This is a genomic window from Lacibacter sp. (assembly GCF_057361365.1).
The window spans coordinates 192587-210564 of record NZ_JBMQSG010000006.1; the positions used below are offsets into that span (position 1 = coordinate 192587).

10 protein-coding genes are annotated in these 17978 nt (G+C 40.7%); 7 read left to right on the forward strand and 3 right to left on the reverse strand.

Going from position 1 to position 17978, the window contains the following annotated elements; genetic code table 11:
- Window positions 1-47: 47 nt before the first annotated feature.
- A complete protein-coding gene (gene ppdK, locus ACO1QW_RS04190) occupies window positions 48-2804 on the reverse strand; it encodes a pyruvate, phosphate dikinase (protein ID WP_486255981.1) in 2757 nt (918 codons plus the stop codon).
- Window positions 2805-3167: 363 nt separating this feature from the next.
- On the opposite strand from ppdK, the gene ACO1QW_RS04195 reads away from it, so the two are divergent.
- The 5 genes from ACO1QW_RS04195 to ACO1QW_RS04215 all read left to right on the forward strand — a co-directional run bounded on the left by ACO1QW_RS04195 (window position 3168) and on the right by ACO1QW_RS04215 (window position 10239).
- Window positions 3168-3710 (forward strand): nuclear transport factor 2 family protein, encoded by a 543-nt coding sequence (locus ACO1QW_RS04195; protein WP_486255982.1) that lies wholly within the window; start codon window positions 3168-3170, stop codon window positions 3708-3710.
- Window positions 3711-3840: 130 nt separating this feature from the next.
- A complete protein-coding gene (locus ACO1QW_RS04200) occupies window positions 3841-4923 on the forward strand; it encodes an amidohydrolase family protein (protein WP_486255984.1) in 1083 nt (360 codons plus the stop codon).
- Window positions 4924-5267: 344 nt separating this feature from the next.
- Window positions 5268-8408: a SusC/RagA family TonB-linked outer membrane protein gene (locus ACO1QW_RS04205; RefSeq protein WP_486255986.1), complete on the forward strand. Its 3141-nt coding sequence runs from the start codon at window positions 5268-5270 to the stop codon at window positions 8406-8408.
- A gap of 28 nt (window positions 8409-8436) precedes the next feature.
- Window positions 8437-9930 carry a RagB/SusD family nutrient uptake outer membrane protein gene (locus ACO1QW_RS04210; RefSeq protein WP_486255988.1) on the forward strand — a complete coding sequence of 498 codons (1494 nt, stop codon included), beginning with the start codon at window positions 8437-8439 and terminating at the stop codon, window positions 9928-9930.
- A 102-nt stretch (window positions 9931-10032) separates the two neighbouring features.
- Window positions 10033-10239, forward strand: coding sequence for a YwbE family protein (locus tag ACO1QW_RS04215; RefSeq protein ID WP_486255990.1), 207 nt, complete (start codon window positions 10033-10035; stop codon window positions 10237-10239).
- Window positions 10240-10514: 275 nt separating this feature from the next.
- Here ACO1QW_RS04215 and ACO1QW_RS04220 read toward each other — a convergent pair whose 3' ends face one another.
- Together ACO1QW_RS04220 and ACO1QW_RS04225 are read right to left on the reverse strand one after the other, a co-directional pair.
- Entirely contained in the window at window positions 10515-12662 is a 2148-nt protein-coding gene (locus ACO1QW_RS04220; protein ID WP_486255992.1) for a glycoside hydrolase family 97 protein, read from the reverse strand.
- Between the two features lie 259 nt (window positions 12663-12921).
- Complete coding sequence (locus ACO1QW_RS04225) at window positions 12922-15330, reverse strand: S9 family peptidase (protein ID WP_486255994.1); 2409 nt, start codon at window positions 15328-15330, stop codon at window positions 12922-12924.
- A gap of 370 nt (window positions 15331-15700) precedes the next feature.
- Here ACO1QW_RS04225 and hisG point away from each other — a divergent pair, with 370 nt between their 5' ends.
- Both hisG and hisD read left to right on the forward strand, forming a co-directional pair.
- Window positions 15701-16618, forward strand: coding sequence for an ATP phosphoribosyltransferase (gene hisG, locus ACO1QW_RS04230; RefSeq protein WP_486255996.1), 918 nt, complete (start codon window positions 15701-15703; stop codon window positions 16616-16618).
- 50 nt (window positions 16619-16668) lie between these two features.
- Window positions 16669-17940 carry a histidinol dehydrogenase gene (hisD, locus tag ACO1QW_RS04235; RefSeq protein ID WP_486255997.1) on the forward strand — a complete coding sequence of 424 codons (1272 nt, stop codon included), beginning with the start codon at window positions 16669-16671 and terminating at the stop codon, window positions 17938-17940.
- Window positions 17941-17978: the final 38 nt, after the last annotated feature.

Here is a 17978-nt window from a genome sequence, read left to right on the forward strand (position 1 = left end):
GGTGGCCTTTTTCTTTAGGGTCATAATCAATAATAGTTCTGCATAGCTTAATTTTTTCGGGGGAACTCTAATGCGGCATGTGCAGCTGCAAGTCGGGCAATCGGCACACGGAAAGGAGAACAGCTAACATAGTTCATACCCATTTTGTGGCAATACACAACACTGTCAGGATCGCCACCATGCTCTCCACAAATACCGATCTTAAGATTAGGTTTAACTGAACGGCCACGATCTACTCCAATCTTAATTAACTCACCTACTCCACTCTGATCGATCGTTTGGAATGGGTCATAAGGCAATAATTTCAGATCGAGATACTTTGGAAGGAAGCCTCCAATATCATCACGACTAAAACCAAAACTCATTTGTGTAAGATCGTTTGTACCAAAGCTGAAGAAATCGGCTTCAGTTGCCAGGCTGTTTGCTTTTAAAGCAGCACGTGGAATTTCTATCATACTTCCATAGAGATAAGGTATTTTTTTCACCTTCATTTTTTCGCAGGTTTCTTTATGCACTTGGTTTACGATCTCACGCTGGTGACGTAGTTCATGTTTACCACAAACTACGGGGATCATAATTTCGGGCAACGCTTTTATTCCCTTGCGCAACAACTCAACGGTTGCTTCAAAAATGGCACGTATCTGCATTTCTGTGATCTCGGGATAGCTGATACCCAAACGCACACCACGGTGACCAAGCATTGGATTATTTTCATGTAAAGCCAACACCCGGCGCTTCAACACACTCATGCGAATGCCCAGTTCTTTACTTAACTCCTGGAGTTTTTCTGCATCATGCGGAACAAACTCGTGCAATGGTGGATCGAGAAGACGAATGGTAACAGGATGGCCATTCATTACTGCCAATGTATTCTTGATATCTTTTTTCACATAAGTAAACAACGCATTCAGTGCTTCACGACGTTCTTTTTCCGTTTTACTCACAATCATTTTTCGCAGTTGAAACAACGGCTGTTCACTACCTTCTCCATAAAACATATGTTCCGTACGGAACAAGCCAATCCCTTCTGCGCCAAATTTAGAAGCTGTTGCAGCATCATTGGGTGTTTCAGCATTAGCACGAACGCCCATCTGCTTGGTCTTATCAACCAGCTTCATCAATTCTTTGTAGGATAGATTTTTTTCTATGTCGATATCAACCAATGGCATACTTCCTTCATACACCAAACCTTTGGTTCCGTTTAAACTGATCCAATCACCTTCTTTGATAGTGACATCATTTTTTGCATGAAACATTTTTGTGTTGGCATGTATTTCAATATCGCCACAACCCACAATACAGCATTTGCCCCATCCACGTGCAACAAGTGCAGCGTGTGATGTCATACCACCTTTGGTTGTAAGAATTGCCTGCGCTTTATGCATGCCGTCTACATCTTCGGGTGAAGTTTCTTCACGAACTAGAATAACCTTCTCACCACGTGATGCCCATTCAACGGCATCTTCTGATGTAAATACCACACGGCCTTTTGCACCACCCGGCCCAGCAGGTAATCCTTTTGCAATAACAGGTTGAACCAATTCTGCTTTTGGATCAAGCATAGGCAGCAGCAACTCCACCAATTGATTTGGACTGACACGAAGGATAGCAGTTTTAGCATCAATAGTTTTTGCTTTGTACATGTCCATTGCCATGCGCACTGCCGCAATTCCATTACGCTTTCCCACACGACATTGCAACATATACAGCTTACCATTCTCAATAGTAAATTCAATATCCTGCATGTCTTTATAATGTTTCTCTAATCGTTTTTGATAACCATCAAGTTCTTTATACAAAGAAGGCATCAATGTTTCAAGTGTTGTAAAATGTTCACTCTGTCCATTCTTTGAGTAATCATTGATTGGCGCCGGAGTTCTGATACCGGCAACCACATCTTCACCCTGTGCATTCACCAGGTATTCTCCATAAAAATTATTTTCACCATTACCGGGATTGCGGGTGAAGGCAACACCTGTTGCACTTCCATCTCCCATATTTCCAAACACCATTGCCTGCACGTTTACAGCAGTGCCCCACTCGTCAGGAATTTTTTCGATGCGGCGATATTCAATTGCCCGTTTTCCCATCCAGCTGCTGAAGACAGCGCCAACACTTCCCCATAATTGTTCATAAGGATCTTCAGGAAAAGCCTTGCCCAATACTTTTGCAACCGTTGCTTTAAATTCTTTCACCAGTTGTTTTAGTTCATCTACTGTAAGATCAGTATCTGATTTATATCCTTTCGCATGCTTTACTTTTTCCAGTTTTTCATCTAACACTTTGCGTATTCCTTTGCCACCTTTTGGTTCAACCCCTCCTGCTTTTTCCATTACCACATCAGCATACATCATAATTAAACGGCGATAGGCATCATACGCAAAACGTGCATCGCCACTTTGCTCAATAATACCTTTAATTGTATTTTCATTTAACCCCACATTCAAAACAGTTTCCATCATACCCGGCATACTGCGGCGGGCACCTGAACGCACAGAAACAAGCAACGGATTTTTTACGTCGCCAAACTTTTTGCTCGTAAGCTTTTCCATTTTATTCAACGCATCCTGCACCTGTTCCTTCAATACTTTGGGATACGTTTTTTTATTACTATAGTAATAAGTACATACATCGGTAGTAACAGTAAACCCTGGAGGTACAGGTAACCGAAGATTAGGATGGCCCGCCATTTCCGCCAGGTTTGCACCCTTACCACCTAGTAAATTTTTCATTGATTCATTACCATCGGCCTTACCGCCGCCAAAGAAATAAACATACTTGTTTGCTTTTTTTACAGTTGCCATGATTGAAGATTTTATAGAGGTAGAATAGCGTAAGAATCGGCAATCGCTTTGTCCTCTGGTGTGTTTGATTTATTACGGAAGTAAAAGTAGATGGGTACTGTTGGTCAAAGAATGATTGTTCGCAAGAAAAAAACTTACCACCGTCAGTTGCCGGTTACTGAATTGTTACTATAAACTGATGTAAGGCAGCTTATTTTTTTTTAAAATTCTACATTACCTCCTTGTGATTTTTTGTAGTTGTTATGAAAGAAAAACTTGCTGTTGACAATGCCGTTTTTATTGAGTAGCTTTCTTATCTCTTCCGCACAATGTGAACCACATTTTTGTTCTGCCCTTTTCATTCACATTTTAAAACAATCACACATGAAACAATTTCTTGTTGGAATGATGTCGTTCCTTTTGTTTGCTGCCTGCAACAATCCCAAACCGGAAGAAACTGCAGAAACTTCTGCCGATACCACTAACGCAACAACACAACCTGCTGAATTTGCTGATACCAGGTATATGGCCATCGGAAAAAGTGGCATAGCGAGTATGGCTTCGGGCGACATTGATTCCTGGGCAAATAACTGGGCCGATAATATTGTTTGGCAATGGAACAACGGCGATAGTATTGTAGGTAAAACAGCTGTAGTTCAGTATTGGAAGGACAGAAGAGCAAATACCATTGACTCAATTACTTTTTCAAATGATATATGGCTGCCTGTGAAAGTAAATCAACCCCAGGCCAATGAAGAAGCAGGTATTTGGCTCCTTGGCTGGTACAATGTAAATGCAAGATATAAAACAGGAAAAAGAATGATACAGTCGATACATACGGTTCAGCACTTTAATGCAAATGATAAAATTGATCGTGTCATTCAGTATCTCGATCGTGCAACAATTAATGCAGCTATGGCAAAATAAGTTGCTAATGATTGATTGATAAAGTCCGGGTGCTTGCGTCCGGGCTTTTTTTTGCCTGTTAAAAAATGATAAGCGGAAACAAGGCTTTGCGATTAGTTGTTTTCTTTGAAGCACAAAAACAATCATCAGCATGCGTAAGTTTTTCCTGATCGGCAATTTATTGTTTACCACCATTGCAATTGCCCAACAGAAAATTGATTTTGAAAGTTATAATCCGCCCTCTACCCTGGTTGTACCTCAACACCCGCTAACGAAATCGAAATTTCCTTTTATAGATGTGCACAATCATCAATTTCAAATGCCTTCCATGAATTTGAATACACTTACCGTGGAAATGGATAAACTCAACATGCGTGTAATGGTAAATTTAAGTGGTGGCACTGGGGATCAATTGAAAAAAGCTGTTGACAATGCCAAACAAAATAAGCCTGGCCGTTTTATTGTTTTTGCGAATGTAGATTTTAAAGGCGTGGGCGAAGCTGGCTGGGGCGAAAAGGCAGCGAAACAATTAGAAGAAGATGTGAAGAATGGGGCGAATGGCTTAAAAATCTATAAGAGTCTTGGTTTTAGCGTGAAAGATATTAATGGCAATCGTGTTCCTGTTGATGATGCAAGGCTGGATGCAGTTTGGAAAAAAGCTGGTGAACTAAAAATACCGGTGATCATTCATACAGCCGACCCAAAATCATTTTGGGATCCATTAGATAATAGCAATGAACGCTGGCTGGAGTTGATCATTAATCCAAATCGTAAACGTGGTGCTGATAATCCTGTGCCTTGGGAAACGTTGATCAGTGAGCAACATAATCTTTTCAGGAAACATAAGAACACAACTTTCATTGCTGCACATTTTGGATGGTATCCCAACGATCTTCAAAAACTCAGCAGCATTCTTGATGCCATGCCAAATGTTGTTGTTGAATTTGGGGCAGTGATTGCTGAACTCGGTCGACAACCAAAAGCGGCCAAAGCATTCTTTACAAAATACCAGGATCGCATTTTGTTTGGAAAAGACAGTTGGGTGCCATCTGAGTATGCCACTTATTTTCGAGTGCTAGAAACAGAAGACGAATATTTTCCTTATCACAAAAAGTATCATGCCTTCTGGGCCATGTATGGCATGGGCCTGCCCGATTCCATTTTAAAGAAAGTGTATTACAAAAATGCACTACGCATTATACCTAATATTGATAAGAGTGGATGGCCGGAGTGAGAAAGCGTTGATTGTTTAAATATTTCGCACTTAGCCAAAGTATAAATTCAACGCAACGCTTATGCTGGTGATTGAAGACACCCTTAACTTATATTTCAAGCCAGTGAAGGAAGAATTCAATTTCATTCGTGTGAAAATCCTTTCCCGAGTGTGATTTTTTTTTAAAAAAAGTTAGAGCCCACGCAGCTTTCCTTTAAAAAAGATTATCTATCAATCGCCGTTTATACATTCTTCTTTGCCGGTTTCACAAAAGAAGATATATTGCAATTACTGCTTTCCATAATATTTGAATGGCCTTATCGAAACTCCCCTACTAATTTTTTTATTTTTTAAACCAAACTAGCATGAGAAAATTTGTACTGCTGATTTCTCTGCTGTTATGTGCATTATACATAACAGCCCAGGAAAAAACTGTTACAGGAAAAGTAACAGATGAAAAAGACAACGCCCCTCTTAGTGGAGTTTCAATTGTTGTAAAAGGTACTACACTTGGAACTACAACTGCCAGCGATGGCACATTCAGGTTAAGCCTTCCATCAAGTGCCAAATCACTGATTGTGTCCCTGCTCGATTACGAAAGTCAGGAGATATCTATTGGAACAAAAAATAACATTAGCATTGCTCTTGTATCTACTGCAAAAGCATTGTCAGAAGTTGTTGTTGTTGCGTATGGCACACAAAAAAAAGAGTCTATTACCGGCTCGGTTTCGAAAATAGGTGCAGCACAACTTGAATCGAGACTGACCACTAATATTTCCCAAGCACTTGCAGGTGCTGCCCCCGGTATTTCCGCTACTTCCGGCAATGGACAGCCCGGTAGCTCAGCAGCACTACGCATTAGAGGGTTTGGTTCAGTGAACGCCAGTTCGAGTCCGCTATATGTAGTTGATGGATTCCCTTATGGCGGTTATATCGGCGATATCAATACGAATGATATAGAGAGCATAACTCTATTAAAGGATGCGTCTTCCACAGCACTCTATGGTGCTCGTGCCGCCAACGGTGTAGTTATGATCACCACAAAAAAAGGTAAAGCAGCTACCCCAAAAGTAAATGTGTTTGTTAATACCGGTTTTTCAAGCAGAGGTATTCCGGAATATGACCGTGTAGGGGCATTTGATTATTATCCGCTAATGTGGCAAGCTATGAAACATGGATTGATGTTTCCAAATTCAGGTACAGGCCAAACCGAAGCTGTTGCATCGCAAAATGCTACTAACACAATTGCATCCCAATTAATTTATAATCCATTTGGTGTTCCCAATAACCAAATTGTGGACGTAACAGGAAAAATGAATCCCAATGCCAGATTAGTTTACAACGATTTTGACTGGTACAGTCCGCTGGAAAGAAATGGAATGCGAAAAGAAGTTGGTTTTAGTTTGTCATCAAAAGTGAACAAATCAGATTATTACTTCTCTTTAAACTATTTGAAAGACGATGGATTTATTATTAAATCCGATTTCCAAAGAATCAACGCCAGGTTAGCCATAAATACACAGGTAAAAGATTGGTTGAAAACGGGTATTAACTTAACAAGTGCAATTGTAAATACTAACCAGGCAGCTGGTGACGGTTCAAACACATTTATTAACCCTTTTGTATTTGCAAGAGGTATGGGACCTATTTATCCAGTTCATGCATACACAAATGCAGGTGCTCCAATTATGGATGCGTTTGGAAACCATTGGTATGACTTCGGTGCCCACCCGGGTTCAATTAACAGACCATCAGGAGCTTCACCCGGTCGTCATATCATCTATGAAACATTACTAAATGAAAGAAGAGAAAAGCGTAACAGTACTATTGCCAGAACTTATATTGAAACAAAATTCTTGAAGTACTTTACGTTTACTGCTAACGCCGGTATTGATTTAAATAATTTCCGTAGCCAAAGTTTTCAGAACAGAATTGTTGGTGACGGTGTAACAGCTGGTGGTACTTCAAGCAGTTCATCTAACGAATACAAAACAATTTCCTATAACCAACTTCTTAATTACAACCAAAAGTTTGGATTACACGATGTGTCTGTTTTACTTGGTCATGAATCGCAACAAAACATCGACGAAACATTCAGTGGATCACGAAGAGGTATGAACCTTGACGGGAACATCGAATTATCAAACTTTGTAACGTTGGCTAGCGCCAGTGGTCAATTGGATAGGTTGAGAAGAGAAGGGTATCTTTCAAGAATCAACTATGGATTTGATAATAAATATTTTGTTGATTTATCATATCGAAGAGATGCTTCATCAAGATTTTCACCGCAAAGCCGCTGGGGCAACTTTTATTCCGCAGGCGTTTCATGGTCTGTAATGCGTGAGGCTTTCATGAGTAATGTAAAATGGTTAAGCGACCTTAAATTAAGAGCGTCGTATGGTACAGTAGGAAACGATGCTTTGGATTCATATTATGAATACCAGGCATTGTATGGCTTGGGATGGAACAATGCTTCTGAACCGGGGGCTTTACTTGCAACTGTACCAAATCCCGATCTCACATGGGAGGTAAACAAAACACTGAACGTAGGTATTGAATTTGGTCTATTAAATAATCGCATTTCTGGTTCTGCAGAATATTTTGACCGTGGTTCGTCTGAATTATTGTTCGGTGTTCCTCAAGGTTTATCAGCGCCCGTTACTTCAAAAACCGAAAACATTGGTGCAATGTCAAACAAGGGCGTTGAAGTGCAATTAAATCTTGATGTGGTAAAAACCAAAATTTTTAACTGGGATCTGCAATTAAATTTCACATCGCTCAAAAATACCATCACAAAACTGCCCTCTGCTACTCCAACAATTGTGAGCGGAACTAAAAGACTGGAAGTTGGCAGAGACATCTTTGCATTTTATTTAAGGAAATGGTACGGTGTGGATCCAACAGATGGTGTTGGTTTATTCTATGCTGCACCCGGCACAACATCAGATTATCGGGTTAATGCAAAAGGAGACACTTTAACCTTCAATCCAACAAATGCCAAATTTGACTATGCAGGAACTGCAATTCCTAAATTCTTTGGATCAATACAAAGTACATTCTCTGTGAAAGATTTCTCATTGTCATTTTTGCTTAACTACCAGGTTGGAGGTAAGTTTTATGATGGAAACTATGCCGGTCTGCTGGCTATTAGCTATGGTGGTTCATTGCACACAGATAACTTACGTGCCTGGAAGAAACCAGGTGATGTTACAGATATCCCACGTTTAGATATTAATAAAACATCTCAGTTTAATTCACAATCAGATCGCTTCCTGATCGATGCTTCGTATTTGAATCTTCGCAACTTAACGTTAAGTTACAAGCTTCCTAAGGCACTGTTGGGAAAAATAGGTATTGACCAGGCAAGGTTTTATGTTGGTGGTGAAAATCTTCAACTTTGGTCGAAGCGCAGAGGCATGAATCCTGCTGAGAGTTTCAATGGAACTAATAGTCCGGTTTATGTTCCAAACAGGTTAGTGAACGCAGGTGTAAGTATTAACTTCTAACATTAAGATTCAGTTTAAATTAAGGAATATGAAAAAAATATTAATAGCAATTACTCTTTTTAGCCTTCTCATAGGTTGTAAGAAAGATTATTTTGATGTGGGCCCGACAGGTAGTGTTGATGAAGGGGCCATCTTTACCACAACGGGAAATGCAGCAAACGTAATTAATGGAATTTATCGGTATCTCTACTCCCGTTATAGTGCACAAAACCAGCCGGGACAAGGTGGTATTATGCTCATGTTTGATTTTATGGGAGAAGATGTACACCAGGCTGTAGCTAGCTGGTATACCCCAGGAAATGGAACTGGCGGATGGGTAAATCACAGAAATTCTAGCTACTTGTATGTAGAATATCCCTTTCGATTATACTACCGTTGTATTGGTAATGCAAATGGCATAATCGATAATATTGGTAATGCAACTGGTCCTGAAGCTGACAAAAACAGGTTAAAAGCCGAAGCACTTACCATGCGGGCATGGAGCTATTTTAACCTGGTGCAGATCTATGCAAAAAGATATGCCGCAGGTTCTCAAAATACACAACCCGGTGTATCTATGCCTCTTAACGCAACAGATACGAAACTTCCACGTTCCAGTGTGGAACAGGTGTATACACAAATAATTAAGGATCTTGCTGATGCAGTTACGGCATTTGGTTTAGCGTCAGCACCGCCAAGCGGCCCTCAACAGAAATCTCATTTAAGTTTAAAGGCTGCTTTAGCGATCAGAGCTAAAGTTGCATTGACGATGCAGGATTACGTAAATGCTGCTGCTTTTGCTAAACAGGTTATTGATTTAGGTGGTCACTCACTAATGAGCAACGCTACTTACCAAGCCGGGTTTAATGATCTTTCTAATCCCGAATGGCTGTGGGGTGCCTATGTTCAAGATGACCAGGGCGATACCTTTGGTTCTTACTTCGGACAAATTTCATGGGATGGAAATACTACCTACGTGAGAGGCACACCGAAACGTATAAACTCTGCTTTGTATAATCAAATTACTGCAACCGACGTGCGCAAAAAAATGTGGGAGCCAAATCCTACATCTGCAAATTTCCCTCTCCCTGCTTCAACATACTCTCACTCTCCCTATATGAGCAGAAAGTTCAAAATCCGGACTCTGCCAACCATTGGGGATGTGCCATATATTCGTCTTGCTGAGATGTACCTGACAATGGCCGAAGCATATGCCAGAACAACCGGTAAGGAAGTAGAAGCACGACAAGCTCTTTACACACTTGCGGTAAACAGAGATCCCAGCTATGTTTTAAGTACGAACAGTGGGCAGGCTTTGATCGATGAAATAATGAACCAGCGTCGTGTAGAATTTTGGGCTGAGGGATTAAGATGGTTTGATCTTAAACGTTTGAATCTGCCTCTCGACAGAACACTCGTTCCTAATTATGTTCCCGCCTCCGCTGGTGGTTTAATGCAAGTGCCAGCCGGTAGTAATTTATGGGAGTTTGTACTTCCCATCACTGAAATTCAGGCAAATCCAAATACAAGTCAGAATCAATAACCATTCATGACGAATTAAAAAAGAAGCCATGCTAATAGCATGGCTTCTTTTTTAAAAGCTACCTTGCAACACTTTTAACTTCTAATAGACGCTTCGAACAATATGCAAGGAACAATCCGCTCCAACATAAAACCCGGTATGCAGGTACTCATCATTCTAAAAAAAGATCAACGCACAGGCACACTTACGGAAGGCATTGTAAAAGATTTGCTCACCAGTGCACCGAAACATCACCGTGGTATTAAAGTGCGTTTAGAAGATGGACAAATTGGTCGTGTGCAAAAGATCGTTGATAGCGATGAAGATTAATTTTACTACAGAAGTTTGTACTTTCACTAACTATTAAAGTGAATAAAAAAGCCACCAAATGTATTGATGGCTTTGGCTCTCTTCGAGCCCAGATTATTCGTTGGAGAAGCCCGGTTACCCGATAATAACCGATGGCGTCCATGATTGATCTGTAGATATCATGAATACCTCCTTTTCTTTGGTGAATATCAAATTTACGGAATAAGATGATTGCATTGTCAATTGAAAACAGCAACTACATTTTTTAACCAGTTATTATAATTCTCCTCTTCTCACTATTTTTTCTTCTTCAGCGCTTTGATCATCTCCGGTGTTGCTTCTTCAAAACTGATGGCATAACCACCACCTGCTGCAACAAATTGTTTTAGCTTGTATTTATTTGTAACCACTATTTTTTTGATGTTGTAAGCCTGCGGTTTTGTTTTGTAATGCGCATCAGGTGCATCAGCATAAATTGTAGCGATGTACTGTTTGCCATTCTCTAAAAAATCAAATGCAATATTCGAAATGCGTGCTTCCTCACCTCCTACGCTTCCTAAAAACCATTGTCCAGTTTTCTTTGCCTTGCGGGCAACAGTCAAATAAGCGCCTGGTTCTGCTTCGAGATATTTACTTTCACTCCAGTCAACAGCAACGTCTTTAATGAATTGAAATGCATCAGCAAAACGCATATAGTTTTCTGGAAGATCAGCCGCCATTTGCAAAGGACTGTACATGGTTACATACAAGCCTAATTGATTTGCAAGCGTACTATTTACATGCGAATTATTTTCAGGATTCAGTTTGCTGATATCCATCTCAAAAACACCGGGTGTGTAATCCATTGGTCCGCCAATTAAACGGGTAAATGGAAGTACTGCTACATGATTTGGTTTACTGCCACCAAATGCCTGGAACTCTGTACCACGTGCAGCTTCGTTACCAATTAAGTTGGGCCATGTGCGTGCAATACCTGTTGGACGAACAGCTTCATGTGCATTCACCATGATCTGGTATTTCGCAGCCTGCTCAATAGCGTATTGATAATGATTAACGATCCACTGACTATAATGATGTTCACCTCTTGGTAAAATGTTTCCTACATAACCACTCTTCACCGCATCGTAGCCGTTTGCTTTCATGAATTTGTAAGCAGTATCTATGTGTCGTTCATAATTACGAACCGATGAAGATGTTTCATGATGCATGATCATTTTCACGCCTTTTGATTTTGCATATTCACGGATACCAATCACATCAAAATCAGGATAGGGAGTTACAAAGTCAAACACATAATCTTTCGACTGTCCAAACCAATCTTCCCAACCAACATTCCAGCCTTCAACCAGCACACCATCAAAACCGTGTTGTGCTGCAAAATCAATTAACTCTTTTACATGGGTTGTATTGGCGCCATGTTTACCATGCGGCTTGGCTTTGCTAAAATCGCTTACTCCTAATTGTACTGCAGGAAAATCGTTGGTGTAAGACCATGCACTTTTACCGGTGATCATTTCCCACCACACACCAACGTACTTCACCGGTTTTATCCACGAAGTTTCTTTGATCTTACTTGGTTCATTTAAGTTGTAGGTGATCTTCGATGCCAGAATATCACGTGCATCATCACTTACGATGACTGTACGCCAGGGTGATGTAGAAGGCGTTTGCATGTAACCTTTATCACCAACTGCATCAGGTGTAAGCCAACTTTGAAATACAAAATTCTTGTCATCAAGATTCAGATGCATGCAGGAATAATTGATGAGTGCTGCTTCATGCAGATTAATGTACAAGCCATCATCACTCTTCATCATCAATGCTGTTTGTACACCTGTTGGTGAAAAAGGAGTTTGCGATGCGTTGCTTGAAATAGATCCTTTCATCAATCCACGTATTTCCGATAAACGTGAACGGGTGTAATCGTATTCCTGTGTATCATAATCACCAGCGATCCACCAGGCAATGTGATTACCCGCCATTGCAAACTGGCTATGCTCTTCTTTTATGACGAAGTAATTGAAATTTTTCTGCGAAGGAAATTCGTAACGGAAACCCAACCCATCGTTGAACAAACGGAAACGGACGATCATCTGCCGGTTGGTTTCCTTTTGTTGCAGTGTTACTGCCAGTTCGTTGTAGTTGTTGCGGATGTTACTTACTTCGCCCCAAACAGGTTGCCAAGTTTCATCAAACGTAGCAGTTTGTGTAGATGCAATTGCAAAATCGTTGAGCAGTGATTTCTTGTCGTTTTTTAATTCAAGGCCAAGTGTGCTCGGTTTAATTACTTCCTTGTTTTTATATGCAAGCTGATACTGTGGTGCACCTGTACCTGTTACATTAAACTGTAAAACTAAATTTCCGTTGGGAGAACGCAGCTCCTGTGCAACCGCATACACACACAGGAACAGCAATGCTGCAATGCAGCCAATCGTTTGTTTCATAATCAATAGTTGTTAAGAGTCGGGCGTAAAGTTAATTGTTTGAAACATGAAATAACAACAGGTTGAGATGATGGCGGTGAAGTTTTTTCTGTTGAACAACTGATTTTCATCATTGAAAACGTTTGCGGTATCGACAAAAAAAATCGGGCACAAACTTTCGTTCATGCCCGAATCAATTTTAACTTTCATCAACGTCCATCTCGACTACGTTCGATGAACTGGACCACCCTTCGACTTCGCTCGGTGGTTTCATCATTCATCACTTCTTTCCCTTTACATATTTCTCCAGCCACATATGTTCTTCCCACAAAAGGTGCAGAATATTTTCTTTACCACGATAGCCATGTGCTTCGTAAGGCAAACTTACATAACGCACATTGCCGCCATTACCTTTTAATGCCTGGAACATACGTTCACTCTGAATTGGATAAGTTCCTGTATTATCATCTGTATCACCATGCACCAGTAAGATCGGTGTCTTAAGTTTTTGTGCATAGCTAAAAGGACTCATATCAAAATACAACTGCGGTGCCTGCCAGTACGTACGGTCTTCGTTCTGGAAACTGAATGGCGTTAATGTACGGTTGTATGCACCACTGCGTGCAATACCGGCTTTAAACCAGTTTGTGTGCGACAATAAATGCGCCGTCATAAACGCACCATAGCTATGCCCGCCCACTGCCACACGTGTACTATCGCCCACACCCATTGCTGCTAATTTATCAATTGCTGCACGTGCATTTAATTTCAATTGTTCAATAAAATCATCATTTGGTTTTTTATCGGGGTTTGTACTGACGATCGGCATTTCAGCATTATCCAAAACTGCATAACCTTGTGTTACCCAAAAAATAGGTCCGCCCCAACCAATACGGGTAAATGTATTTTTTGATCCACGCACCTGTGCTGCATCACGTGCATTCGTAAACTCACGTGGGTAAGCCCACATTAACACAGGTAATGGTCCATCTTTTTTTACATCATACCCTTTTGGTAAGTAGAGATTGCCTGTTAAGTCAACACCATCTGCACGTTTGTAGGAGATCTTTTGAACACTTACACCTTCCAGTTGCGGATAAGGATTTTTAAAATCAGTGATCTGCTTTCCACCCTCCGGCACAATTCCTTTTAATGTTTTTATGTGATAGTTAGGAACAACAGATTGTGTTTCCCGGCGTGTTAAAACAGTTAAACTATTACGATCGAGCACTTCCATCACCATTTCGTACTCATCTTCTTTGCAACGCCAGATAATATCGTTCTTTTTTGTCGCCAGGTCAAAATATGCGAGGAACGGAAGATCACCTTTAGGCGATGCACCTGTTGTATTATTCATTAGCAACTTACCATCTTTGGGGATTACCACATCACGACCATAACTGTTTTTTTCTGTTATGGGTGAACCGGGATTATTATAAAGATCTGTCATGCTGCGTTCCATCAACAATTCCATTTCACCTGTTGAAGGATTCCAGCGATTCATGCGGCCTATCACTTTACTGCGAAGCATTTCCTGTACAATAGCAAATGTGCTGTTGCCCCATGTAACACCACCGTAACGCATTTTTGTTTTAAACAATTCTTTCGGTTGCAAAGTGAATGGTGCTTCCAATGCATACACCGCATCACGAAACTCTGCAGTGTTTTTGATCAATCCACCATCCAAAGCTTTACACCAAACAATAGTTGCAGCTTCATCATCACGCCATTCAATACTACGCATTACATCAGCCACATTATCATTACCGCCTGGTGCAGTTTCAGATGAAGGAATTTTCGCCAGCTCTTTCACCAGCTTTCCATTTGCATCATGAATAGTCACTGTTGTGCTAAATCCATTTGCAGGTACTACATACGAGAATGGTTTTGTAATAGTGCGAACCAACAAATATTTTTTATCGGGAGATGCGCTGATAAAACTATAAATGGCAGGCTGATTGATCTTTGTTTCAACGCCGTTTACATTTTTCACCAATTGTGAAGTTGCGAAGAATTCAAACAATTGCTCATCATAGGGAGATTTGATCATGTCCTGGAAAGTAGGACGTGGCGATGCACTGCCGTAGCTTTCCTGCACAGTAGGTCCTTTTGGTGTAATAGGACGCTTTGGCATTGCAGCGGGAGATTTTATTGCCGTTTTGTAAAGCAAGGTATTATCATCAATCCAACTGAAAGCACCACCTAACACCACATTCAATGCTGTTTTGTTTACTTTGGTTGCTTTTTGCGTTGCAATATCAACCACGTACAGATCTACAACTGAACCAGTACTGTTAGTGAATGCAAACTTTTTTTCATTCGGACTCCATGATACTGAGTTCGCTAAAAGATTAGCCGGCAAACCTGAGATTTTGTATTCTTTACCTGATGCAATATTCTTCAGCGTAAAGTTGTTGATGTAATTCTGGCGGCTTTGCGAAAAATTTGCAGGATTGATACGTAGGCCTGCAACTCTCACTTCGGGTTGGCCCAACTCATCAACCAACGGATACATGTTTCGTTCGATCAATAACATCCATTGACCTTTACTATCGACACTTACAGTGGGCGTAGGTTTTGCCAAAGCAAGGTCCATAATGTCTTTAGGAGGAAGTTGATAATTCACTGCATCCTGTGCAAACAGGTTGAGCGAAATAATTAATGCGAACAAAAGGGATAATTTTCTCATGCGTACTTTATTTAGTGATTACAGATGCGATCATTTGCAAGAAAAGCGTGTACAAATGACTGTTTGTTCAGGAATTTCGAATGTACAGATAGCCTGTCAATCTCCACAACCGCTCAACAAATTGTTTGCTCTTTCATGCGACTCTTACTAACAATCGTGAACAATAAACAATTCAACAAATTATTTGTGATTTCATTTCCTGCCCTTATTTTTGCGCCATGATTTCAAACATTCATACACATCATCACCATACTTGCCCTAACCGGTAAGCCAGATGTGTATTGTGTTCAACAATATTGTAAAAGGGGCTTACGGATAGTAGGCCTTTTTTTATTGCCTTAACTCAACCGAACAAACGACCAAAGATTATATGATGCAGGAAAAAAAATACACTCCACTAAGCGAAATAAGCGGAGGTAATGCAGAAAAGCCATCGAAGCTCAGAATTGCTATTCAGAAAAGCGGCCGCTTGTATGATGATTCAGTAAAACTGTTGAACGAATGCGGCATTGAATTACGCAATGTAAAAGACCGTTTGAAAACAGAAAGCGATACGTTCCCGATGGAAGTATTCTTTTTACGTGATGATGATATTCCGCAATATGTGGAAGATGGCGTTGCTGATATTGGTATTGTGGGTGAAAATGTTTTGTTCGAAAAAAATAAGCAAGCTGAAATTGTTGAGAAGCTCGGCTTTGGTAAATGTCGCTTGAGCCTGGCAATTCCCAGAAGCGAAACGTATCAAGGTGTCCAAAGTCTCGATGGCAAACGCATTGCCACCAGCTACCCTTTTTTAGTGAATGAATTTTTGAAGAAGAATAACATCAATGGCGAAGTGCACGAAATCAGTGGTAGTGTTGAAATTGCACCGGGCATTGGATTGGCTGATGTGGTAGTTGATCTTGTAAGCAGCGGCTCTACCCTGTTCATGAACGGATTAAAAGAAGTCGAAACCATTCTGCAATCACAATCTGTATTGATCAAGAACAATAAACTCAACAAAGAACAAGAGATACTGCTTGATAAATTATTGTTCCGCATAAAAGCAGTGAAGAAAGCAAAGCGCAATAAATATGTGCTGATGAATGCACCAAATGATAAGCTGAACGAGATCATTGCTTTATTACCGGGCATGCGGAGCCCAACGGTATTACCATTGGCAGAAGGTGGATGGAGCAGCGTCCACAGTGTTTTAAGTGAAGATGAGTTCTGGGAAAAAATTGAACAGTTGAAAGCCGCAGGTGCTGAAGGGATATTGGTGGTGCCGATTGAGAAGATGGTGATGTAAGAGGAATTTGAAAATTGGAAGATTAGGAAATTTGAAATTGAAAAAAAGAAATGCAGATCATAAAACATCCGAAGAAAAGTGATTGGAGCAAATTGTTAAAGCGGCCGGCTATTGAAGCATCGTCGCTGGAAGCAAGCGTGGTAAACATCCTGCATGAAGTAAAAGCAAGTGGCGACGAGGCACTGCGCAGGTTTGCAACCATCTTCGATAAAGTTACGGTCACCGAATTACAGGTAGCTAAAGAAGAAATCGCAGCGGCTGAATCTTCATTGAGCAATGAATTGAAAGAAGCCATTGCAATTGCAAAACAAAACATTGAAACATTTCATAGCAAACAGGTAAGCGGAATTGAAAAGATAGAGACTATGCCAGGCGTTGTTTGCTGGCGTAAAACTGTGGCTATTGAAAAAGTGGGATTGTATATTCCCGGTGGCACAGCTCCCCTGTTCTCAACTATTTTAATGTTGGCTATACCTGCAAAGATTGCCGGTTGCAAAGAAATTATCCTCTGCACACCTCCGGGAAAAGACGGAAAGATCAATGCGGCTATTTTGTATACCGCAAAACTTGCGGGCATCACAAAGATTTTTAAAGCAGGTGGTGCGCAAGCCATTGCTGCAATGGCATATGGCACACGCACTATACCACAGGTCTATAAAATTTTCGGACCAGGTAATCAATATGTAACTGCTGCGAAACAACTGGTGCAGAAAGATGGCGTTGCCATTGATATGCCCGCCGGACCAAGTGAAGTATGTGTAATGGCCGATGATACTGCTAATGCTTCGTTTGTTGCGGCCGATCTTTTATCACAGGCAGAACATGGAATTGATTCGCAGGTTTTGCTGGTGAGCACTTCGCAGCAAATGATCGATGCGGTGGTGAAAGAAACAAACACACAACTTGAAGCATTACCACGAAAAGAACTTGCAGCAAAAGCATTGGATAACAGCAAAGCTATCGTTGTGCCAACGCTGCATGAAATGATCGAGTTGGTAAATGAATATGCAGCCGAGCATTTGATCATCAGTTGTAAAGATGATGAAGCAATTGCTGAACAGATTATCAACGCTGGTTCCATTTTCCTTGGTAACTATTCACCTGAAAGTGTGGGCGATTATGCAAGCGGTACCAATCATACTTTACCAACAAACGGTTATGCAAAAGCGTACAGCGGTGTAAGCGTTGATAGTTTTGTAAAAAAGATCACCTTCCAAAAGCTAAGTAAGGAAGGTTTGCATCAAATAGGCAAAGCAGTAGAACTGATGGCAGAAGCGGAAGGATTAGAGGCGCATGCAAATGCGGTTAGAGTTAGAAGGTAAAGTTATGAGTTGTAAGTTCTAAGTTAGCAATGCCCTAT